The sequence below is a fragment of the Nocardioides sp. genome (genome assembly GCF_029937575.1).
In the GTDB taxonomy this organism is placed as follows: domain Bacteria; phylum Actinomycetota; class Actinomycetes; order Propionibacteriales; family Nocardioidaceae; genus Nocardioides.
The window spans coordinates 1-20,570 of the sequence record NZ_JAPYPS010000055.1 but is presented as its reverse complement, the minus strand read 5'-3'; the positions used below and the strand labels follow the sequence as shown (position 1 = coordinate 20,570).

Sequence of the window (20,570 nt, the reverse complement as noted above, 5' to 3'; positions counted from 1 at the left end):
CGGGTTCCTGCGACAGTGTGTCGCAACAAACAGCTCGCCCTGTGACGAGAGGCACTACGCTGCCCTGGTCGGGTGACGATGCGGTCACCCGCATGGGTGAAGGGTGAGGACGTGGACTGGCTGCTCGATCCACTGGCCGACTATCTCAACGACCTCGACAAGGTGGCCTTCCTGAGCATCCCGATCTTCACCGGGGTCGTCGGCTGGGCGATCAACTGGACCGGCCTGGTCATGCTCTTCTCGCCGCTGCGCTTCCACGGCATCAAGATCCCCGGGATGCGCGAGCTCTCCTCGGTGCTGCCGCGCAAGGTGCAGGAGATCCCCGGAGTCCTCCAGGGCGGCATCGGGTGGCAGGGCATCATCCCGGCGCGCGCCGCGAAGATGGGCTCGATCGCCGTCGACAAGGCCATCGCCAAGCTCGGCACGCCGGGGGAGTTCTACCAGCAGCTCGAGCCGGACAAGATCGCCGAGCACATCGTCGCCACCTTCCGCCCCGAGGTGCCCGGGCTGGTCGACCAGGTGATGAGCGCCGAGCACCCACGCCTGTGGAAGGACCTGCCCCGGCCGGTCAAGGAGGCCGTCTACTCGCGCGTCCAGGCCCAGCTCCCGAGCGTCGTGGGCAAGGTGACCACCGAGATCGGCATCCACATCGACCAGCTGCTCGACCCCAAGATCATGGTCATCGACCACTTCCAGGAGAACCCCGACCTCGTCGTCCGCATCTTCCGCGACTTCGGTCAGCGCGAGCTCAACCTGATGGTCCGCTTCGGGTTCCTGTTCGGGTTCCTGCTCGGCATCCCGGTCGCGATCGTCGACAGCATCTTCCACCAGTGGTACCTCCTGCCGCTGCTCGGCGTGGTGGTCGGCTGGATCACCAACGCCCTCGGCATGTGGCTGATCTTCGAGCCGCCCGAGCCCAAGCGGATCCTCGGCATCCCGGTGCACGGCCTCTTCCTGCGTCGCCAGAGCGAGGCGGCCGAGGTCTACGCCCAGATCATCGCCGACGACGTGATCACCCTGGAGCGGATCGGCGACTTCCTGCTCGACGGGCCTCGGGGCGACCGGACCCGACAGATGCTCGCGACCGCGCTGCGTCCCGCCATCGACCAGGCCGCCGGTCCGGCGCGCGGAGCGTTGCGCGTGGCGATCGGCTCCAACCGGTTCGACACGATCCGCGACTCCGTGGCGCAGGAGGCCGTGGGCCGCACCCTCACGCCGTTCCGCGACCCGGAGTTCAGCGCCCAGCAGGCTGACAGGATTCGTGTCCTCGTCGCGACCCGCACCAAGGAGCTGCCGCCACGCGACTTCGTCGACATGATGCGATCGGCGATCAAGGAGGACGAGTGGATGTTGTACGCCCACGGCGCGATCATGGGAGCCGCCGGAGGCTTCCTGCACCTGGCGTTCTTCGGCGTGCAAGGGAGTTGAGCGTGACCCACGACGACCAGCAGTACGACCACGACGCCGCCCCTCGCACGTCCCCTGGTGAGCGTGCCCGTCAGCGGACCCGGCGTGGCGAGCTGATCGCCCCCGAGGTCGTTGACTCCATTCCGGGCCTGGCCCGCGTCGCCTCCCACGCCGCCTGGCACACGGCCGGCTGGGGCGTGAAGACGTCCGCCAAGTCGTGGCTTCGCGTCGGCAAGGCCCTCACCAACCGGCAGGAGGCGGCCGCCCTCGCCCGCGAGGCCGGCCAGGCCGTCGCCGTGGTCGGGGAGCTCGCCCGCTCGGTCTCCAGTGGCGTCCCCGTCGGCACCGCGCTGCTGTCGGCCGGGCAGAGCCTCGGCGCAGTCGTCGACCAGGACCCCGGCCAGGGGGTGATCGACGCCCAGATCGTGGGCTCGCGGGTCTCGCCCCCGCCCACCCTGCGCGAGCGCGGCCAGGACCTCCTCGAGCGCTCGCGCGACGTGTGGAGCACCGAGCAGGGTCACCCCGCCTACGAGCGGATCCTCACCGAGCTCGCGCCCGACGAGGCCCGGATCCTGGTGCTGCTCCTCAAGAGCGGTCCCCAGCCCAGCGTCGACGTCCGCACCGGGGGGCCGGTCGGGATGGTGAGCTCCCAGCTCATCGCCCCCGGGCTCACGATGATCGGTCCCCGCGCCGGGCTCCGCCGCGTCGACCACGTGCCGGCGTACCTCAACAACCTCAACCGCCTGGGGCTCGTGTGGTTCTCCCGCGAGAGCCTGCGCGACCCGATGGACTACCAGGTCGTCGAGGCCCAGCCCGACGTGCTGGCGGCCATGCACTCGGTGAAGTTCGCCAAGGTCGTGCGGCGCAGCATCCACCTCACGCCGTTCGGCGAGGACTTCGGCAAGTCGTGCCTGATCGAGGAGGAGAAGGCGGACGCCGACTTCCCCGCGCACCTGGCGCCGCCGGCGGGTGAGACGTCCGACCCCGCCTGACGCCGGTTGAGGTGTGCGGCGCGGGCGCCGAGTCTCGAGACCCGGTGAGGCACCCTCCGGGGACGGCTGGTGGTCGGGTCACCGGATTGCGATGCGCGCGTCGCGGGCTCGTGCCTCGCCCGGTGCCTGCGCGCTCAGTCGCCGCTGGGGACCTCGGCGGTGATCATCGTCCCGTCGGCGCGCAGCATGCCGACCGGGTTGGGCGGCTCGCCCGAGATCCGCTCGCCGTGGCCGTCGAGCGGGACGGTCACAGCGGCGTCGGGTCCCACGGTGACCTTCTCGCCGCGGACGTCGAAGGTCACCGGTCGGGTGCCGTCCTCCGCCGTGAGCACCAGCTCGTCGGCGCTGACGCAGATCCTGACGCGGGTGCCGCGCAGGGTCAGCCGGAAGGTCAGTGCCTCCCAGCCGTCGGGTAGGCGGGGGTCGAGCGACCACCGGCCGTTGCCCAGGTCGCGGAAGCCGCCGAAGCCGGATGTCAGCGCGCTCCACACGCCGCCGGTCGAGGCGACGTGGACGCCGTCGGAGGTGTTGGCGTGACGATCGGCGAGGTCGACGAAGAGCGAGGCGTGGAAGTAGCGCAGCGCCAGGTCGTGGTAGCCGACCTCGGCCGCGATGATCGCCTGCACGACCGCCGACAGCGTCGAGTCACCGGTCGTGATCGGGTCGTAGTAGTCGAAGTCGGCCTTCTTCTGCTCCTGGGTGAAGTCCTCGCCCTGCAGGAAGAGCGCCAGCACCACGTCGGCCTGCTTGAGCACCTGGAAGCGGTAGATGACCAGCGGGTGGTAGTTGAGCAGCAGCGGCCGCTTCTCCACCGGCGTCCGGCCGAGGTCCCACATCTCGCGCTCGAGGAAGTGGGCGTCCTGCGGGTGGATGCCGAGGTGCTCGTCGAACGGGATCGTCATCGACTCCGCGGCGCGCGCCCAGTTGTAGACCTCGTCCTCGAGGAGCCGGACCCGTTGCGCCATCGCTCGGTAGGCCTCGGGCCGGTAGTCCTGCAGGAACGAGACCGCCTCGGCGGCACGGCGCAGGTTGAAGCGCGCCATCACGTTCGTGTAGAGGTTGTCGTTGACCACGGTCGTGTACTCGTCGGGCCCGGTCACGCCGTGGATGTGGAACGCCGAGCCGTCCTCGTTGCGCCAGAAGCCGAGGTCGTACCACAGCCGCGCGGTCTCGACGAAGATGTCGATCGCCTGGTTGTCCAGGAACTCGTAGTCGCCGGTGGCGCCGACGTACTGGCTCAGGGCGTAGGAGATGTCGGCGTCGATGTGGTACTGCGCGGTGCCGGCTGCGTAGTACGCCGACGCCTCCTCGCCGTTGATGGTGCGCCAGGCGAACAGCGCGCCCTTCTGGGCGAGGGCGCGGGCCCGGTTGCGCGACGACTCCAGCAGCGAGTAGCGGAAGCGCAGCGCGTTGCGCGCCGCCCACGGGTTCGTGTACGTGAGGAACGGCATCACGTAGATCTCGGTGTCCCAGAAGAAGTGGCCGCCGTACCCGGATCCGGTCACGCCCTTGGCCGGGATCCCGATGCCGTCCGCGCGCGCGGCCGCCTGGATGATCGAGTAGAGATTCCACCGCACGGCCTGCTGGATGGCCGGCTGCCCGGGAATCTCGACGTCGGACTTCTCCCAGAAGACGTCCAGCCAGGCCTCCTGGTCGGCGACGTGCTTGGCCACGCCCTCCTCGCGGACCCGGTCCAGCGTGCGGGCGCACCGGTCGAGCAGCTCACCGGTCGGGACGACCCGGGCCGTGTGGTAGCTGACGGTCTTGGTCAGCTTGACCGACTGACCGGGCTGGGCGTTGACCCGGTAGATCGCCTTCACGATGTCGTCGCCACGCTCGTACGCCGCGTGGTGCTCGCCGGCGGTCTGCAGGTCGTGGTCGACGGCGAGGGCGATCGTCATCCCGCTGTCGGCGCACTTGAAGCGCAGCGAGAGCCGGTCGTCGGGGAGGTCGCCGTGCTCGAGGTCCTCGGACTCCGGGATCAAGACCCGGGTGTGGAAGCGCTCGGCCTTGCGGGGGTCCGCGGTGGTCGTGGCCTTCGCGGCCTCCGCGGCCTCGGCGAGGTCCACGGCGGCGCCGCGGTCGGCGTCCTGCCGGTTGAGGACCTGGGAGCTGATCGCGATCGGGGCGGCGGAGTCGAGCATCGTGACCTCGAAGGTCATGATGGCCAGGTGGCGCTGGGTGAACGAGACCATCCGGGTGCTGTCGACCTGGACCAGCTTGCCGCTGGGCGTGCGCCAGATGACGTGGCGGGACAGGACGCCGGTGCGGAAGTCGAGCGTGCGGTCGTACTCGACGAGGTCGGCCGCCGACAGCTCGAGCGGCTCGTCGTCGACGTAGAGCCGGATGATCTTGGAGTCCGGCGCGTTGACGATCGTCTGGCCGACCTTCGCGAACCCGAACGCCTCCTCGGCGTGCTGGATCGGCCACGTCTCGTGGAAGCCGTTGACGAAGGTGCCGTTGGCCGCGAAGTCGCGGCTCTCCTCGTAGTTGCCGCGCAGGCCGAGGTAGCCGTTGCCGACGCTGAAGACCGACTCGGTGACGCCGAGGTCGGAGGCGTCGAAGCGGCTCTCGGTCAGGCGCCACTCGTCGATCGGGAACCGGCCGCGGTCGAGCGGGTCGACGGCAGCGGGGGCGACGTGGCTGGCTCCGTGCTTCTCGGCGACGATCGGGTCGACGGTGCTCATCGGCCCTCCTCGCCGGCCGCGGACGTGAGCTCGGACAGGTCGGCCACGACGACGTCGGCACCGGCCGCGAGCAGGGCGTCGGCCCCGACGCCCCGGTCGACGCCGATCACGAGCCCGAAGTCTCCGGCGGCGCCGGCGGCGACACCGCTGGTGGCGTCCTCGACGACGACAGCTGTGTGCTCCGGCACGCCGAGCTCGCGCGCGGCCTCCTGGTAGGTGTCGGGCGCGGGCTTGCCGGGGATGCCCCGCTCGGCGGCGATGCCGCCGTGGACGACCACCGGGAAGTAGTCGGCCACGCCGGCCGCGGCGAGCACGTCGGGGGCGTTCTTGGACGACGACACGATGGCCATCCTCATCCCGCTGGCCCGCAGCTGGGCCATCAGGGCCAGCGACCCCGGGTAGGCCTCGACGCCCTCGTCGCGCAGCACCTGGCCGAAGGCGTCGTTCTTGCGATTGCCCAGCCCGCACACGGTGGCCGGCTCGTCCGGGTGGCCGGTGTCGTCGGGAGTGCCCTCGGGCAGCGTGATGTCGCGCGAGGCGAGGAAGTCACGGACGCCGTCGTAGCGGGGCTTGCCGTCGACGTGGTCGAAGTAGTCCTGGTCGGTGTACGGCGCCTCCACGCCACGCTGGACGAGGAACGCGTTGAACATCGCGGCCCACGCCCTCATGTGCACCTCGGCCGTCGGCGTGATGACCCCGTCGAGGTCGAAGAGCACGGCTTGGTAGTCGTCCCAGTCCATGCCCGGCACAGTAGTGGTCACGTGTCACCGGAAGATGAACGCCTCCCGTCGCCGGCACGGCTGCTGCTCTCCGGCTCACCGGATTTCGATGCGCGCGTCGCGAGCTCGTTCCTCAGCCGCGTCGCTCGCTCAGTCCTCGCTCCTCACGCGCCCGATCTCGTGCCTCACTCGGAGGCGAGGAGCTCGACGGTGAACACCGAGCCGCCGTCCTCGCCCGGCGCGTAGGACACCTCGCCCTGCTGGGCGTGCGCCAGCGTCCGGACGACGTAGAGCCCCAGGCCGGTGCCGGTCGCGACGGCCCCGTGGGCGCGGGCGAACTCCCGGAAGAGGTGGTCGCGGAACTCGACCGGCACGCCGTCGCCGTGGTCGATCACGTCGATGCAGACGTGCTCGGCGTTGTCGGCGCTGGGCCGCACCCGCACGAGGTAGGGGGCGTCGCCGTACTTGTGGGCGTTGCTGAGCAGGTTGGTCAGCATCTGCTCCAGGCGCAGCGGGTCCGCGCGCACGGCGCGGTGGTCGTCGTAGGCGACGGCGACGTCGAAGCGGCTCTCGACGATGCCTTGGACGATCGAGCGGGGCTCGATGACCTGCAGGTCGACGCGCAACGTGCCGCGCTGGATCTGCGCGGCGGTCAGCAGGTCGGCGGTGATCTGGTCGAGGATCTTGGCCTGGCGCGCGACCGACGACATCAGCCGCTCCTGCTGGCCGTCGTCCATCGAGTCGCCGTCCCACGCGAGGGTCTCGGCGATCCCGCACAGCACGGCGACCGGCCCCCGGACCTCGTGGGCGGTGGTCGCGATCGCGCGGCGCAGCAGCCCGACGTCCTCGGCGGCGGAGTCGAGGAAGACCAGGACCGACCAGCCGGTACGGCGCAGCGTGGCTCGCACCCGGCCGCCGGGCACGTCGGTCTCGAAGGACGCATCGCTGTCGAGGCGGTGGTAGGAGACCAGGGACGCCAGCTCGGGGGCGACCATGGCGAGCGGGGTGCCGGCCTTGTCGGTGCCGAGGAGCCGCGCGGCCATCGGGTTGGCGTGCACGACGCGGAAGAGCGGTTCGTCGGCGAGCTCGACGACGCCGTACGGCGCCACCTTGAGGGCCTCCCAGGCCGACACGTTGCCGGGGGCGCCGACCGCGGCCGTGGGGACCCGGACGCCGGCCGCCGCCGGGAGGATGGGGGCGACCGGGGCGGGCGTCGTGGCTGGCGGGGTGGCCGGGCCCGCGGGCGGTACGGCGCCCGCCCCGGACGAGGACGAACCGCCGGCGGGGGCCGCCGAGCCCGCGGGGGCCGCCGGGGGTGCCAGCCGCGGACGCGTCTGCCTGTCGACCTTGTCGGCGTGCAGGCTCGAGCGAGCACCGGACGACCTGCCGCTGTCGGCCGAGACCACCGACAGCGAGCGGGCCGTCGTCCGGGTGCCCTCGCAGACCTCGCGGACGTAGTCGAGGATGGTGTTGAGGGGCGCGCCCTTCTGGACGTAGCCGTCGGCCCCGGCGCTGACCGCGCGCTCGGACATGTGCTGCGCGCCGAAGCCGGAGAGCACGACGATCTTGCCCTTCGGGGTCAGCCGACGGATCTGCGGGAGGGCCTCGATCCCGTCCATCACCGGCATCGCCAGGTCGAGCAGGACGACGTCGGGGTGGTGCAGGCGCACCATGTCGATGCCCTGCTGGCCGTCGCCCGCCTCTCCGACGACCTGGAAGCCGCCCCGGGTCAGCGCGATCTTGAGGAGCTCGCGCAGGTCGGCGGTGTCGTCGATGACGACGACTCGCAAGGGGTCCGGCTTGGCTGCGAGTGCGTTCACGAGGGGTTCTCCTTGGCGGTCGCGTTGGTGGCGCGGTTGTCGAGATCGACCACAGCGGGAGCGCTGCGGAGGAGCTGGATCTGGAAGTGCTCGCTGCCCAGCAGGTTGGTGATGATCCGGCTGGCCGAGCTGATCGACGTGTCGAGGGCGGCGCGGGCCTTCTCGTGGTCGTCGAGGTCGAGGGCCATCTTGGAGACGACCAGGCCCTGTAGGACCGAGTCGTTGAGCTCGAGGGCCTGCTGCTCGCGCTTGCGCAGGTCCTCGAAGAGGGCGGCGCCCTCCATGAGGGAGGAGTAGTTGCGGCGCAGCGTCCAGTAGTAGACCGCCACCAGGGCGCCGATGATGTCCCAGATCGCCAGGGGCCAGCCCCACGCCGCCCGCATCGACAGACCCCGGTCGTCGGCCACGAACGCCGGCAGCAGCATGTGCACCGCGTGCGTGCCGTGGTGGACCGCGCAGGTGAAGAAGATCGCGGCCGTCGCGCCCCCCAGCGGGTTGGAGCGGAGCTGGTTGCTGCGGGCCAGCGGGACGATGATCGCGCCGGCGATGAAGAGGTAGGCGAACGCGATGACGAAGTTGGCCACCATGCCGATCTGCCAGGTCATGTGGTCGCTCTCTCGGTGGGGGACGGGAAGCGGGTGCCGGGGGCACGAAGACTCATGAGTGGGCTCCCACCACGGTCAGCAGCACCAGGACGACAGCGGCCGCCCCGACGGCGGCGCGGGTGCTCGGGTGCCACTCGAACCACCCCGGGATCGGGGTCGAGGTCGTGGTCGCTGCGCCGCGCAGCAGGCGGGCACAGCACGCGATGGTCGCGAGCTGCCACAGCACGCACGCCACGTCCCAGCCGCCCACCGGGTGCGCCTCGGGCAATAGCCCGAAGGGCAGCCCCAGGGTCCGGGTGACGAGCCAGAGCAGGATCAGGACGGCGTTGAGCGCGATGCCGACCTGGAGCAGCCGTGGCGTCGTGCGGGAGGCGAGAGCGGCGACCCAGGTGAGCTGGGCGCCGGCGACGAGGAGGAAGAAGACGCCGAAGAGCGGGTCCTCCGACAGGTGAGCAGGAGCGACCGCTGCGTGGATCCCGGCCGCAGCCGTGCCGGAGACCAGCGCGAGGGGCAGGCCCAGGACGGGCGTGCGGGGAGCGCCGCTCGGGGTCCGCGCCGCGGGCGTGCCCTGGACGGTGTGCGCGAGCGCGAGCGATCCCGACGCGGCGGCGGCGCGCAGCTCGGCGATGCGACGCTCGTGCTCGTCGAGGTGCGGCGGGGTGTACGCCGTACGCCCGTGCGCGCCGCGGCGCTCGAGGAACTGGGGAAGCAGCAGCGCGCCCAGACCCCACAGCCCCAGCAGCACCATGGCGGCGTGCAGTCCGTGCGCGAGCATGCTCGCGCCCACAACCGTTGACGACCCGGTCACGGCCATCCCTCCCGATCCGGCCTCCCGATGCCGCCCTCCCCGGCGACATGTCAGGACTCACGTTAAGGCGCGCGGAGCGTCGGCGTGCCGGTTTCGGCACAGCCGTCGAAGATCAGGTCTAGACCTGCTCGTCGGTGGACCCGGCGGACCGGGATCCCCGGAGGGCACGACGGCGTCCGCCCCCGGAGGCCCTCGCCGAGTCGCGTCGGGATGACTCGGTGTGCGGGCGGTCCGGGGGCGGCGGCCGTGCTGCCTGTTCGTGCAGGTCAGGGGGGGCGGCCCGCCACTCCCCGCGGCGGACCGACCCAGGTGCCCGGCCAACTGTGGGGTAGGGCCGGAACACCCACACCTGACGTTCCCGATCGGAGGCGGGTGTATGTACGCGGTGCCGAAATTGATGTCAGCTGCGACGTAGGGACGACCCCACCGCGAGCTCGCGGCGTCAGGCGGTCGTCCAGGTCATCACCCAGTACTGCACGCCGTACGGCGCGTCGGCGTAGGTCACCTGCACGTCGCAGTCGCCCCCGAGGAGCCCACCGAGCCGGCCCAGCTGCCCGGTGTCGGCCCAGAGCTCGGTCGCGAGGTCCTGGTCGAGGGCGGCGAGCGCCACCGGGTCGGGACCGACGAGGGCGGCGCGCAGCCGTGCGTCGAAGTCGGCTGCGCGCTCGTCGAGGTGGCCCGGGGCCCTCTCCGTCCGCGTGGCCGAGCCGTTGCCGACGACGAGGTACGACGGGTGGTCATCGCTGCGAGGCACCTGGTCGAGCAGGTGGCGGGCGACGCGGGCCCCCGAGCCGCTCGCCAGGACCTCGACGTCGGTGCCGAGCGTGGCGACGGCCGCGAGGCACGCAGCCCGCAGGTCGGCGACCGGGTCGGCGAAGCCGGCGTACTCGGGCAGCAGGGCGAGCACGCCGGGGACGAGGACGACCCGGGTCACTGCAGACCCCGGATCGCTCGTGCGGGTGGCCGTCGGCCGGCGATCGTCCAGGCCATGTCGACCACCTGGCGGGTCTCGACGACCTCGTGCACGCGGTAGATCCGGGCGCCGGCAGTGGCGCAGATCGCGGTGGCCGCCAGCGTGCCGAGGAGACGCTCGCCGACGGGCTTGTCGAGGCTCTCGCCGACGAAGTCCTTGTTGGACAGCGAGACGAGCACCGGCCACCCGGTCTCGACCATCTCGCCCAGCCGTCGGGTGAGCTCGAGGGAGTGGAAGGTGTTCTTGCCGAAGTCGTGGGCCGGATCGATCACGATCGACTCTCGGGCGACACCGGCCGCCAGGGCACGCTCGGCGTAGGCGACGGTGTCGTCGATCGCGGACCGTACGACGTCGTCGTACTCGACGCGGTAGGGCCGGGTGCGCGGCGTCGCGCCGCCGGTGTGGGTGCAGATGATGGCGGCGTCGTGGGCGGCCGCGACGTCGACCAGCTCGGGGTCGGCCCCACCCCACGCGTCGTTGAGGACATCCGCACCTGCGCGGCAGGCCGCGTCCCCGACCGAGGCGCGCCAGGTGTCGACCGAGATCACCACACCGGGGTGCTCCTCGCGGACGCGGGCGACGAAGTCGACGACCCGCGAGCGTTCCTCGGCCTCGCCGATCTCGACGCCGGGGGCGGCCTTGATGCCACCGATGTCGACCATCTCGGCACCCTGGCCGACCACCAGGTCGACGCGCGCGGAGGCCTTGTCCTCGGCCCAGGTGGCGCCCTGGTCGTAGAACGAGTCGGGCGTGCGGTTGACGATCGCCATCATGATCGTGGCGTCGTCGGCGAAGGCGTGACGGCCCAGTCGGAGCGTCATCCGAGGACCACCTGTGTCGGTACGTGTCCGGCGGGAGGGCGCTCGGTCGTGGCCACGGGGGTGGCGACAGGCACCCCACCGTCCCGGAACTGGCGCAGCACCGCCGGGTCGCTCGTGGCCACCGCGCTGCGGCGCAGGCTCGCGGCGAGGATCTGGGTCGCCATCCCCCCGAGGTCCAGCAGCGCCTGGTGGTTGTGGGCGCGGGTGCCGAGGTCGACCTGGGCGAGCGCCTCGGGGCCGTGGGCCGCCACGGTGTCGACCAGGGCGGCCAGCTCCACGGCGTACCCCGTGGGCACGGACAGCGAGCCGAAGAGGGATCGTCGTACGGCCCACTCGCCGGCGAGCGGCTGGATCACCTCGGCGAGCTCGGGGTGCAGCAGCGCGATCAGCGGACGCGCCACGAGCTCGGTCACCCGGCCGCCGTCGAGGGCGCCGCGCTCCCCGGGGCGCTCGTAGAACCCCTTGACCAGCCGGACGTCGGGGGAGGTGAGCAGCGGGCCGAGCAGGCCGGGCACGAAGTGGGTGTCCCAGTCGGTGAGGTCGGCGTCCATGAAGACGATGACGTCGCCCGTGGTGACGAACAGCGACTTCCACATCGCCTCGCCCTTGCCGGGATGGCTGCCGAGGTCGGGGCGGATCTCGGCCGAGCGGTGGACCTGCGCACCTGCGTCGAGGGCGACGTCGTACGTCGTGTCGGAGGAGTCGCTGTCGATCACCACGATCTCGTCGAGCAGCGCCACGGAGTCCAGCAGCGCCTCGCGCACCCGGGTGACCACCGCGCCGACCGTGGCGGCCTCGTTGCGCGCCGGGACCACGAGGCTGACCCGGGAGTCGCCCTTGGCGACGAGCAGGTCCTCCAGGGACCAGTCGTCCCAGTGGTGCGTGGCGATCACTCGCCCGACAGTAACCATCGCGGCGCACACCGAGGAGGGTGGCTGCGGCCGGCGAGGAGGGAGCCGTAGCCTCCCGGGGTGGACCTGTCCTTCTTCACCCGCTCCGACGACGTCGCCGGAGAGCTGGTGCCGACCGCGTTGGCATGCAGCTCCTGGAGCGACAACCACCTGCACGGCGTCGCGGTCGCCGGCGCCCTGGCGCGCTCGGCCGGCAGCGCCCTGACCGACCTCGGCCGCGACGACCTGAGCCCGACCCGGATGTCGGTCGACCTCTTCCGGCCGGCCGCCATGCAGCCGTGCGCCCTCGAGGTCGACGTGGTCCGGGAGGGACCGCGGATCTGCCTGATCGACGTCACCCTGATGCAGGCGGGGGAGCGGGTGGCCAGGGCTGCGTTCCTGTTCCTCAAGCCCAGTACGACGGCGCCCGGCGTCGTCTGGTCGCCGCCGGCGTCAGCGCGAGCGACGCCTCCGCCGCTGGACGTCGCCCCGGTGAGCGACGAGCCGCGGGTGCCGTTCGTGCACAGCGAGGCCGGATGGTCGCAGAACTTCTCCGAGCACCAGAACGCCTCCCACAAGGAGTCCTGGAACTCCGCGGTCCCCATCGTCGGCGGGGAGCCGCTCACGCCGTTCCAGGCCGTGGCGGCGACCGCGGACGCCGCCAGCCTGGTCACCAACTGGGGCAGCGGCGGCGTCGAGCACATCAACACCGACATCACCCTCGCGATCGCCCGCCTGCCCCTCGGGCTCGAGATCGGGCTGTCGGCCATCGACCGCGTCGAGGCGGACGGCATCGCCGTCGGCACGGCTGCGGTCTTCGACCGCACGGGCACCCTCGGCACCGTGGTGACGACCTCGCTGGCCAACGCCAGGCGGACCGTGGACCTCGGGCGGACGAACTACGACGACGACGGCACCCGCCGGGACGCCAAGCCGGGTGAGTGACCCGGGCGGGTGCCCCGGGTGTGTGGACGGGGCTGTGAACGGGGGCGCGTGAACGGGGGTGCTGACCCCGGGTGAGTAGGCGTGCTCAGCGCGGTTGAGCCTCGCGGCGGCGTTCGCGCGGCAGGCGCGCGGGGTCTGATGGGGCCATGCCTCACTACGCCGACCCGTCCCGGTGCCCCGACTGCGCCGCCGCGCTCCCCGCAGCCCCCGGCACCTGCCCCACGTGCGGGCTTCCGCTGACCGGCCCGCTCGCCACCGAGCTGCTCCGCACGCTGCGACGCGCCGACGACCTGCTCGGCCAGCTGCGCGCGTCGGCCGCTGAGCTGGCCATCGCCGGCAGCACTGCCGACAGCACCGCCGGCAGCACCGTCGCCGGCTCGGGTGCGCTCTACCCGCCGCCCACGGACCTGCCGGACCGGGCGTCGTACGACCCGGGAGCCGGGCGGCCCGCGGGCCCGTCGCGCGGCCTGACGATCCACTCCGTCCCGCGGATCCTGCTCTCCCTCGGCGCCCTCTGCCTGCTCGTCGCGGCCGTCATCTTCCTGGCCGTCGCCTGGTCCTGGCTCGGCGTCGGAGGCCGTACGACGGTGCTGGTCGCGCTGACGGCGACGGCCGGAGGCCTCGGCGTCCGCTTCGGTCGCACGGACCTCCGCGTCGCGGCCGAGTCCCTCGTCACCGTCGCCCTCGGACTGCTCATGCTGGACCTCGCCGGCGCCCAGGACGCCGGCTGGCTGGGCGATCTCGAGGGCTCGGCCCTGGCCGTGCTCGTCGGTGGCGTGCTGGCTGCCGCCGGTGCGCTGCTGCTCCTCGCCCTGCCGGCCGACCGCCCCCGGCTGGTGGCACCCCAGGTCGCGGTGGTCGCCGGCCTCCTCGTGTCGGGGGTCGCGGTCCACGACCTCACCGACCGGCACACGCTGGTGCTGACGCTCGCCGTCCTGGCCTCCGCCGGCATCGTCCGAGCGGTCCGCGGACGCCAGGCCGTCGTCCTGATGCGGGGCGTCGCGGGCACCGGGGCCTGGTGGTGGTCGGCGCTGACGATGTACGGCGCCGGTCGGGTCGTCGGGGTCGCGCAGGAGGAGGCCGGACTCACGTGGGATGCGCTGTGGGGGAGCGGCGAGGTGGTCCCGCTGGCGGTGGCCGCGGCCCTCGCCCTGGTGCCCGTCGCGGTCACGGGTGCGCGCTCGCTGGCGCTCCAGGTGTGCCTCGGCGTCTCGACGGTGCTCACGACGATCGTGGTGCTCCTGCCCAGCCTCGACAGCACGGCCACGGGCAGCACCGCGGCCTGGCTGGTCGCCCTCGTGCTGTGGACCGCGGTGGCCCACGTGGTCGCGCGCGCTCCGCACTGGTCGGCCCGCCTGCGCTGGTCCGCCGTGGCCCCGCTCGCCGTCAGCGCGGCGGTCGTCGGGGTCGCCGCGTCCACGCTCGTGGGCCGCGCCCTCGACGCCGTGCTGGGTGTCGGATCCCCCTACGGTGAGGACATCGCCGTACGACTGGCTCCCGTGGAGGTCACCGCCGACGGTCTCGTCCACCCGCTGATGCTGCTCCCGCTGAGCGCCGCGCTTCTGGCCGCGACCTACGTGGCGCTCCCGTGGCGCCGGTGGGTCGTGGAGGGTGCCGCCGGCGTGCTCGCTCTGACGGCTCTGGGGACCTTGGCCCAGTACGCCGTACCTCTCTGGGTCGTCGTCGCGATCGTCGCAACCTCGGGCGTCGCCCTGCTCGCCGACGCCTCCCGTCGCCCCGGGCCGCGAGGAGTGGTCGGGACGTCGGTCGGCGCCGCGCTCCTGCTGGTGTCCTCCGTGCTCGCGCTGCCCAGCGCGGTGCTGGCCTCCGCGGTGCTGGGTGTCGTCGTGCTCGTGGTGGTCACGCTGCTGGCGCGGGCCGGCCGCGGCGCACGGGACACCCGGCCGGCCTCCGCGGTGTGCGGCGTCGCGGGGGCAGCGCTCCCGCTGGCCTGGGCCGCGTTCGTCTGGTCGTTCGCCGAGGCGACCGACCTCGGCGTCGACCTGCGCGCCTACCCCGTGCTCGTCGTCGGAGGGCTGCTCGCGATCGTCCGGCACCGGGTCGAGGTCGAGGCCGCCGCCGTGGCGGCCGCGGTCCTGGTCACGCCGCTCGCCCTCGACGCCTCCGGCGACGGCTCGGTCTCCCTGGCCGTCCACCTGACCCTGGCCGGAGCGTTGGTCACGGCCTCCTCGCTGATCCACGCCGACCGACGCGTCCTGGCGATCCCCGGAGGCCTGCTCCTCGCCGCCGCTACCTGGGTACGTCTCGCCGACCTGGGCGTGACCGCACCCGAGGCCTACACGTTGCCGACCGCGCTCGTCCTGGTCGCGCTCGGGATCGACCGGCTGCGCCGCGACCCGGCCGCGGCGAGCGAGACGACGCTGCTCCCGGGCCTGGTGCTCGCGACCGTGCCGTCGCTGCTCTGGGTGCTCGGGGACCCCGTGTCGCTGCGCGCGCTCCTGCTGGGCGCGGCCTGCCTGGTGCTGGTGCTCGCCGCCGTGCGGGTGCGCTGGAGCGCTCCGCTGCTCGTCGGTTCGGTGGTCGGCGCGATCCTGGTGCTGCGCGAGCTGGCGCCGTACGTCGCACAGACGCCGCAGTGGCTCGCGATCGGCCTCGCCGGTGCGGTGCTGACCGTGATCGGCGTGACCTGGGAGAGGAGACTGCAGGACCTGCAGGTGGCGGGCAGCTTCCTCGGCCGGCTCCGCTGACCCTGCAGCGCTGATCCTGCGCAGCGCGCGCTGACACACGAAGCGGGACCGACCACCTCGGTGGTCGGTCCCGCGTCGTCGTGGTGCTGCGGATCAGCCGGCTGCGGGCGCCGCGTCACCTTCGCTCGTGGCGGCGGCGGTGCTCAGCGCGCCGCTCTTGTCCTCGAGGTGGGCCCGGACGAACCAGTGGAAGAGCTCCAGCTTGTCGGTCTGGGCGATGAACATGTCCTGGGTGACCAGGTCGAGCGCGTCCAGCTCCTTGATCGCGTCGCGGTAGCTGGTGATCACGCCCTGGTAGACCAGGTCGAGCGCCCCGAGGTGCTCCTGCGTGGTGGCGCGCCCGATGGAGTACTCGTCCCAGGTGCGGTTGTCCACGATCGAGCCGGGCGTGCCCTGCGGCGAGCCGCCGAGGGTCGCGATCCGCTCGGCGAGGTCGTCGGCGAAGCCGCGGACCTCCTCGACCTGGGGGTCGATCATCTCGTGCACGGAGATGAAGTGCGGGCCCACGACGTTCCAGTGCACGTGCTTGAGCGTCAGGTGCAGGTCGTTGGCTGCGTGCAGGCGGTCCTGCAGGAGCGTGACGACGCGCTCGGCGTCAGCGGTGTCGATGCCGGGAGTGGTGTAGCGGAGCTTGCCGTTGTTGGTAGCCATGACGCCAACGTAGGAGCCCCGGTGGGGTGATCGGGACACCGTTAGGGGTGAGCGCTCGGTTTGCCGACCCGTCACACATGGCAGACGGGTCACCGCACCGGATTAGAACGCGTTCTACTCTGGTGCGGTGACCTCTCGACCTCACGCCGCCCTGCGCGCGTTGCCCCCGGGCGCCAGCGGACTGCTCTCCGCTCGCCCCGAGCCCGACCTGACCGCCCACGGCTACGCCGAGACCGAGTACGTCGTCTCGGGCCGGGCCGTCTCCTACGTAGCGGGTGAGCGGGGCCTCGCCGCGGATGGTCGCTTCGACCTCCACGAGGGCGAGACCGCCGACTACGTCACCCGGGTCGTCGTACGGCGGCCGGAGGGGGAGACCCGGGCCAGCGGCACGCTCGTGGCGGAGTGGCTCAACGTCAGCAGCGGCGCCGACACCGGGCCCGACTGGACGTTCACCTGCGACGAGATCCTGCGCGCCGGCCACACGTGGGTGGGTGTCTCGGCGCAGTACGTCGGCGTCGAGGGCGGCGGGGGCTCGGTCGCGGTGGGCGACCTCCCGCCGCCGCCCGGCCTGCGCGGCACCGACGCGGAGCGGTACGGCGACCTGCGCCACCCCGGCGACGCGTTCGCCTACGACATCTTCACCCAGGCCGTGGGCGCCGTGCGCGACCTCGTCGCGGCCGACGTGGTCCTGGTCGTGGCGGAGTCGCAGTCGGCGTTCTGCCTGACGACGTACGCCAACGGGGTCCAGCCCCTCACCGGGCTCGCCGACGCGATCCTGATCCACTCCCGTGGTGCCACCGCCGCGCCGCTCGGCGTCGCCGGCTCCGGACTGCGGATGGAGGAGGTCCTCGCCTCGCACCCCGTCGTGATCCGCGACGACCTCGCCACGCCCGTCCTGGTCGTGCAGACCGAGGGCGACCTCTTCGACCGGATCGCCTTCCTGCCCGCGCGCCAGCCCGACTCCGAACGAGTACGGCTCTGGGAGATCTCCGGCGCGGCGCACGCCGACCACTACGTCATCGGCGAGTTCGAGTCGTTCCTCGGCTCGCCCGTGCCGGTCAACCGGGGTCAGCAGTGGGCGGTGCTGCGAGCCGCGCTGCGCCACCTCGACGCCTGGGCCCGCGGTGGCGCCGCGCCGCCGCACGCGCCTCGTCTGGAGACGACGGCGCACGGCTGCGTCCTGGACGCGCACGGCCTGGCCCGGGGCGGCCTGCGGACGCCGGTCGTCGAGGCGCCCACCCAGGTGGTGTCGGGTCGGGCCTGGCCGGGTGCCCCCGTCAGCGTCGGCCTCTTCGGCAGCACCACCCCGCTCGCCGGCCTGTCCGAGCTCTACCCGAGCGTCGAGGCCTACCTGGTGTCGTACGCCGCCGCGACCGATGCCGCGGTCGGCGCCGGCTTCGTGCTGGCCGAGGACCGCGACGCGGTGCTGGCCGAGGCGCGGCCGGACCTGGTGGAATCAGCACTGGAAGACGCAGTGCCCGTGACAACCGAGATCGAGGAGAGTGCGAGATGAAGACCCTGATGACCTGCCCGTGCGGCGAGCAGATCCGCGGCAAGGACGAGGACGAGCTGGTCGAGCTGACCCAGGCGCACCTGTCGGCCGAGCACCCGGGCCGTGAGTACGACCGCGACCAGATCCTGTTCATGGCGCTCTAGCTGTCGCTGACGCGTGAGTCGCAGGCACCAGCTGCCCCGTATTCACGCGCCAGCGCCGCCGCTCCGGGTCGCCGGGCAGTCCGGGCACCGCAACGGCGTCCCGGACCAGCCGCCGCGCTGGAGCAGCACCCCGATCCGCGCCGCGGTCTGGCACGGTGCCGTTGCGCTCCCGAAGACCTGGGAGTAGCTGATCCGGGCTGTTCGCGTGACGTCGTCGACAGCGGCATCCAGGTCGCGGTCGTAGGCGGCGTTCCAGGCGGGCACGCTGTTGTGGAACGCACGGCCGTCCAGCTCCACGATGAGACCGAAGGCGCGGTAGACCACGTCGCGGTAGCCGCGGCCACGTTGGTTCTCGAACCGCCGCTGGCGCTCCCCGGTGGGAAGCCCGTGCCGACGCTCGACGGCGTGCAGGTAGCCCCGCTCGAGCACCGAGCAGGCGCCCGACTCGACGTCGTCGATCAGCCCCAGCAGCACGGCTCGCTGCCGCACGCGCGCCCGGGAGGCGAGAGTGTCGCGCAGCTGCTGCGGCCAGGTCTCGCGCGTGTTGACGGCCCGCGTGAGAAGCTCGAAGGCGCGATCCTCGCGCGACGTCGACATCACATCGATGAGGGCGTGCGCGAGGGCGATCCGCGGCGGATCCTTCAACCAGTCGGTCCGGGCGTCGAGACCTGCCGTGCGATGCGCGACGATGCCGGCGATGCGACGCACGGTCCGGCGCTCGTCGATCGCCACGTGCACGACCCCGCGCGGGGGGTCGGGGAGCGCCGAGAGCCCGGTGAGGGAGGCCGGCCAGTGCACGTGTACGGCGCACCACTCACGCTGCTTGGTGGTCAGCGGCCCCGTGTGGTCGACGTACACGCCCGGGTGGACCGGGCTGAGCTCGCGGCGTCGTAAGAACCGCGCCACGTCGTCCGTGGTGCCGCCGAGCGCGAGGAGCTGGCTGCGCCGGACGGTCCCGTGCTGCCGCCAGCGCAGCAGGTCCTGGAGGTCCTGGTCGTCCCATCGCATGCAGCCGAGACTGCTGGACCTCGGGCGCTGGCACCACCTGGTGTCGGTCGACCTGTGGACAACGCACTGGCGCGTGAATCGCAGGCGCCAGGTGCACCGGATTCACGCGCTTGTGCCAGCAGCGTCACTCGAAGGAGGGCGGCGGGGTCTGCTCGCGTGCCCAGCGCGGCAGGATGAAGACGCCCTCGGCCTCGGCGGTGACGCCGTCCGGGCCGACGATGTGGCCCTTGGCCCACGTCTTGATGCCGTCGACCCGGTCGATGTGCGCCTCGGCGCGCAGGGCTCCGAGCGGAGTCGGCCGACGGTAGGTGATGGTGAGGGTGCCGGTCATGCCGGGTCGCCCGCCGGCGCCGGCCGACTCACCGAGCAGCTGGTCGAGGATCAGCGACACCACGCCGCCGTGCACGAAGGTGGGGGGACCCTCGTAGGCGGCGCCCAGGTGGAAGTCGCTCCACACGTCGCCGTTGGCGCTCGGGTCCTGCTCGACCGTCAGCGGAGGAGCCACGGGGTTGCGCAGTCCCACCACGGCATTGCCCCAGGTCCGGCCCTTGCCGCCCTCCCCGAAGCGCACGCCGTACGACCCGGGGATCTGGCGCTGCCGCAGCCGCGCGGCGAGCGACTCGACCTCGGCCTGGACGGCGCGGATCTCGTCGTCGTCGACCTCGGTCCGGATCGTCGCGTCGGCCAGCGCGCGCACGGCCGCGGCGAGCGGGCCGTAGAGCCCCGCCTGACGCGCCACCTCCGCGATCGACGCGTCGTCCACCACGTAGCCAGGGTTCTCGGTCACCCGTCGACAGTAGCCACCCGCGAGGCGGCGGTGGAAACGGGTTGCCGGCCGGCGGGGTGCTGGAGGACGTGCGCGAGCGCACGATGCGCTTCTGGGTCGAGCTGGGTCAGGGTCGACGCCAGCGGTAGCGCTCGAGCTCCGCGGTGAACTTCTCGGGGTCGACGATCGAGGAGTTGATCACGAGCGGGTCGCGCCCGAAGCGCCCGAAGAGCACCTTCCACCCACGGCCGCCGGGCTTGCCCACGACCTCGATGCGGGTGAAGCGGCTCGTCAGGTCGAAGACCTCGTGCGTCTTGCCACGGGTGACTTCGAGCTGGCCGGAGCGGATCGCCACGAGCGTGGGCGTCGACCCCGCCCGCACGGCGTACAGGACGAGGGTGACGGCGAGCAGGGTCCCGGCGGCACCCAGGGTGAGGGGGCGGGGATCGTCGTAGGCCAGGTAGGCGGCCCCCGCGGTGACGATGAGCGCCACCAGGAGCAGGAGCCCGATGACCCGCCGCGCCGCGATCTTGGGCTCGAACTCGACGTTGAGGCTCGGCCCGACCTCCGGGCCGCTGCGGACCCCGGCGGCACTCTGCGGACCGGGCGCCCGCTCGCGGCGGCGGCGCCGACCCGTGGTGGCCTTGGACGTGGAGGTCGCGGGTACGGCGTCGGGCTCGCCCTCCTCGCGACCGGTGAGGCGCATGCGGGCCAGGTGCTTGGGAGCTGCCTTCTCGGGGGCGGGGCCGCTGTCGCGACCGGCCGCGAGCGCGTCCATCACCTCGCGACTCGCGGAGACCGAGTCCGTCGCCCGGTCCGAGGACAGGGGTGCCGGCCGCGGGGCGGCGTGCTTGGGACGCCGTACGCCGCTGGACGGCTTGGCGAGGGCGGCCGGGCTGGGGGCCGGGGCCTCGGCGTCGGGACCGAGGACCGGGATCTCTCCGGAGTCGGGACCGGCCCGGGGGACGGATCGCTGGGGAGAAGGCTCAGGTGTCTCGGCGACCGGCTCGGGCTCGGGCTCGGCGACCGGCTCGGGGCTCGGCTCGGGCTCGGGGGCCGACCGCGCGGACGCCGGGTGCAGGGGCGTGGGCTCGACCGCCTCGGGCTCCGGCTC

At 72.7% G+C, this 20,570-nt stretch carries 17 protein-coding genes and 1 pseudogene; 6 read left to right on the top strand and 12 right to left on the bottom strand.

What is annotated here, in order from left to right:
• Positions 1-111 precede the first annotated feature (111 nt).
• Together Q1K33_RS15845 and Q1K33_RS15840 are read left to right on the top strand one after the other, a co-directional pair.
• Positions 112-1,428, top strand: a complete 1,317-nt coding sequence (locus Q1K33_RS15845; protein ID WP_300405677.1) for a hypothetical protein — start codon at positions 112-114, stop codon at positions 1,426-1,428.
• A 2-nt stretch (positions 1,429-1,430) separates the two neighbouring features.
• Positions 1,431-2,399 (top strand): Abi-alpha family protein, encoded by a 969-nt coding sequence (locus Q1K33_RS15840; protein WP_300405675.1) that lies wholly within the window; start codon positions 1,431-1,433, stop codon positions 2,397-2,399.
• A gap of 134 nt (positions 2,400-2,533) precedes the next feature.
• On the opposite strand, the gene Q1K33_RS15835 is transcribed toward Q1K33_RS15840, so the two are convergent.
• From Q1K33_RS15835 to Q1K33_RS15800, 8 genes are all read right to left on the bottom strand, one after another.
• Complete coding sequence (locus Q1K33_RS15835) at positions 2,534-5,086, bottom strand: glycosyl hydrolase family 65 protein (protein WP_300405673.1); 2,553 nt, start codon at positions 5,084-5,086, stop codon at positions 2,534-2,536.
• A complete protein-coding gene (locus tag Q1K33_RS15830; RefSeq protein WP_300405671.1) occupies positions 5,083-5,826 on the bottom strand; it encodes a beta-phosphoglucomutase family hydrolase in 744 nt (247 codons plus the stop codon). Before Q1K33_RS15830 ends, Q1K33_RS15835 begins: the two co-directional genes overlap by 4 nt.
• Before the next feature lie 164 nt (positions 5,827-5,990).
• Positions 5,991-7,625, bottom strand: coding sequence for a hybrid sensor histidine kinase/response regulator (locus tag Q1K33_RS15825; protein ID WP_300405669.1), 1,635 nt, complete (start codon positions 7,623-7,625; stop codon positions 5,991-5,993).
• Positions 7,622-8,230 carry a hypothetical protein gene (locus Q1K33_RS15820; protein WP_300405667.1) on the bottom strand — a complete coding sequence of 203 codons (609 nt, stop codon included), beginning with the start codon at positions 8,228-8,230 and terminating at the stop codon, positions 7,622-7,624. The genes Q1K33_RS15825 and Q1K33_RS15820 overlap by 4 nt, the downstream gene beginning before the upstream one ends.
• Before the next feature lie 52 nt (positions 8,231-8,282).
• A complete protein-coding gene (locus Q1K33_RS15815; protein ID WP_300405665.1) occupies positions 8,283-9,005 on the bottom strand; it encodes a hypothetical protein in 723 nt (240 codons plus the stop codon).
• 475 nt (positions 9,006-9,480) lie between these two features.
• On the bottom strand, positions 9,481-9,972 hold the full coding sequence (locus tag Q1K33_RS15810) for a hypothetical protein (protein ID WP_300405663.1): 492 nt from the start codon (positions 9,970-9,972) through the stop codon (positions 9,481-9,483).
• Complete coding sequence (gene folP / locus Q1K33_RS15805) at positions 9,969-10,832, bottom strand: dihydropteroate synthase (protein ID WP_300405661.1); 864 nt, start codon at positions 10,830-10,832, stop codon at positions 9,969-9,971. The genes Q1K33_RS15810 and folP overlap by 4 nt, the downstream gene beginning before the upstream one ends.
• Positions 10,829-11,725 carry a glucosyl-3-phosphoglycerate synthase gene (locus Q1K33_RS15800; protein WP_300405659.1) on the bottom strand — a complete coding sequence of 299 codons (897 nt, stop codon included), beginning with the start codon at positions 11,723-11,725 and terminating at the stop codon, positions 10,829-10,831. Before Q1K33_RS15800 ends, folP begins: the two co-directional genes overlap by 4 nt.
• A gap of 78 nt (positions 11,726-11,803) precedes the next feature.
• Here Q1K33_RS15800 and Q1K33_RS15795 point away from each other — a divergent pair, with 78 nt between their 5' ends.
• Both Q1K33_RS15795 and Q1K33_RS15790 read left to right on the top strand, forming a co-directional pair.
• Positions 11,804-12,667 carry an acyl-CoA thioesterase domain-containing protein gene (locus tag Q1K33_RS15795; RefSeq protein WP_300405657.1) on the top strand — a complete coding sequence of 288 codons (864 nt, stop codon included), beginning with the start codon at positions 11,804-11,806 and terminating at the stop codon, positions 12,665-12,667.
• A 146-nt stretch (positions 12,668-12,813) separates the two neighbouring features.
• Positions 12,814-15,375, top strand: a complete 2,562-nt coding sequence (locus tag Q1K33_RS15790; protein WP_300405655.1) for a hypothetical protein — start codon at positions 12,814-12,816, stop codon at positions 15,373-15,375.
• Between the two features lie 93 nt (positions 15,376-15,468).
• Here Q1K33_RS15790 and Q1K33_RS15785 read toward each other — a convergent pair whose 3' ends face one another.
• Positions 15,469-16,026 carry a DNA starvation/stationary phase protection protein gene (locus Q1K33_RS15785; RefSeq protein ID WP_300405653.1) on the bottom strand — a complete coding sequence of 186 codons (558 nt, stop codon included), beginning with the start codon at positions 16,024-16,026 and terminating at the stop codon, positions 15,469-15,471.
• A gap of 127 nt (positions 16,027-16,153) precedes the next feature.
• Between Q1K33_RS15785 and Q1K33_RS15780 the strand changes: the two genes are divergently transcribed.
• Positions 16,154-17,539, top strand: a complete 1,386-nt coding sequence (locus Q1K33_RS15780) for an alpha/beta hydrolase domain-containing protein (protein WP_300405651.1) — start codon at positions 16,154-16,156, stop codon at positions 17,537-17,539.
• Positions 17,536-17,682, top strand: coding sequence for a hypothetical protein (locus tag Q1K33_RS15775; RefSeq protein ID WP_300405649.1), 147 nt, complete (start codon positions 17,536-17,538; stop codon positions 17,680-17,682). The genes Q1K33_RS15780 and Q1K33_RS15775 overlap by 4 nt, the downstream gene beginning before the upstream one ends.
• Positions 17,683-17,724: 42 nt before the next feature.
• Here Q1K33_RS15775 and Q1K33_RS15770 read toward each other — a convergent pair whose 3' ends face one another.
• From Q1K33_RS15770 to Q1K33_RS15760, 3 genes and pseudogenes are all read right to left on the bottom strand, one after another.
• Positions 17,725-18,690 (bottom strand): hypothetical protein, encoded by a 966-nt coding sequence (locus tag Q1K33_RS15770; protein ID WP_300405647.1) that lies wholly within the window; start codon positions 18,688-18,690, stop codon positions 17,725-17,727.
• Positions 18,691-18,814: 124 nt separating this feature from the next.
• A complete protein-coding gene (locus Q1K33_RS15765; protein WP_300405645.1) occupies positions 18,815-19,477 on the bottom strand; it encodes a PaaI family thioesterase in 663 nt (220 codons plus the stop codon).
• A gap of 106 nt (positions 19,478-19,583) precedes the next feature.
• Positions 19,584-20,570 (bottom strand): annotated as a pseudogene (locus Q1K33_RS15760) (hypothetical protein); the annotation flags it as partial.

Excerpts from the sequence above, each read along its gene's own strand:
- Q1K33_RS15835 (WP_300405673.1), bottom strand. The coding sequence starts at position 5,086 with ATGAGCACCGTCGACCCGATCGTCGCCGAGAAGCACGGAGCCAGCCAC.
- Q1K33_RS15830 (WP_300405671.1), bottom strand. The coding sequence starts at position 5,826 with ATGGACTGGGACGACTACCAAGCCGTGCTCTTCGACCTCGACGGGGTC.
- Q1K33_RS15820 (WP_300405667.1), bottom strand. The coding sequence starts at position 8,230 with ATGACCTGGCAGATCGGCATGGTGGCCAACTTCGTCATCGCGTTCGCC.
- Q1K33_RS15815 (WP_300405665.1), bottom strand. The coding sequence starts at position 9,005 with ATGCTCGCGCACGGACTGCACGCCGCCATGGTGCTGCTGGGGCTGTGG.
- folP (WP_300405661.1), bottom strand. The coding sequence starts at position 10,832 with ATGACGCTCCGACTGGGCCGTCACGCCTTCGCCGACGACGCCACGATC.
- Q1K33_RS15790 (WP_300405655.1), top strand. The coding sequence starts at position 12,814 with ATGCCTCACTACGCCGACCCGTCCCGGTGCCCCGACTGCGCCGCCGCG.
- Q1K33_RS15785 (WP_300405653.1), bottom strand. The coding sequence starts at position 16,026 with ATGGCTACCAACAACGGCAAGCTCCGCTACACCACTCCCGGCATCGAC.
- Q1K33_RS15775 (WP_300405649.1), top strand. The coding sequence starts at position 17,536 with ATGAAGACCCTGATGACCTGCCCGTGCGGCGAGCAGATCCGCGGCAAG.
- Q1K33_RS15770 (WP_300405647.1), bottom strand. The coding sequence starts at position 18,690 with ATGCGATGGGACGACCAGGACCTCCAGGACCTGCTGCGCTGGCGGCAG.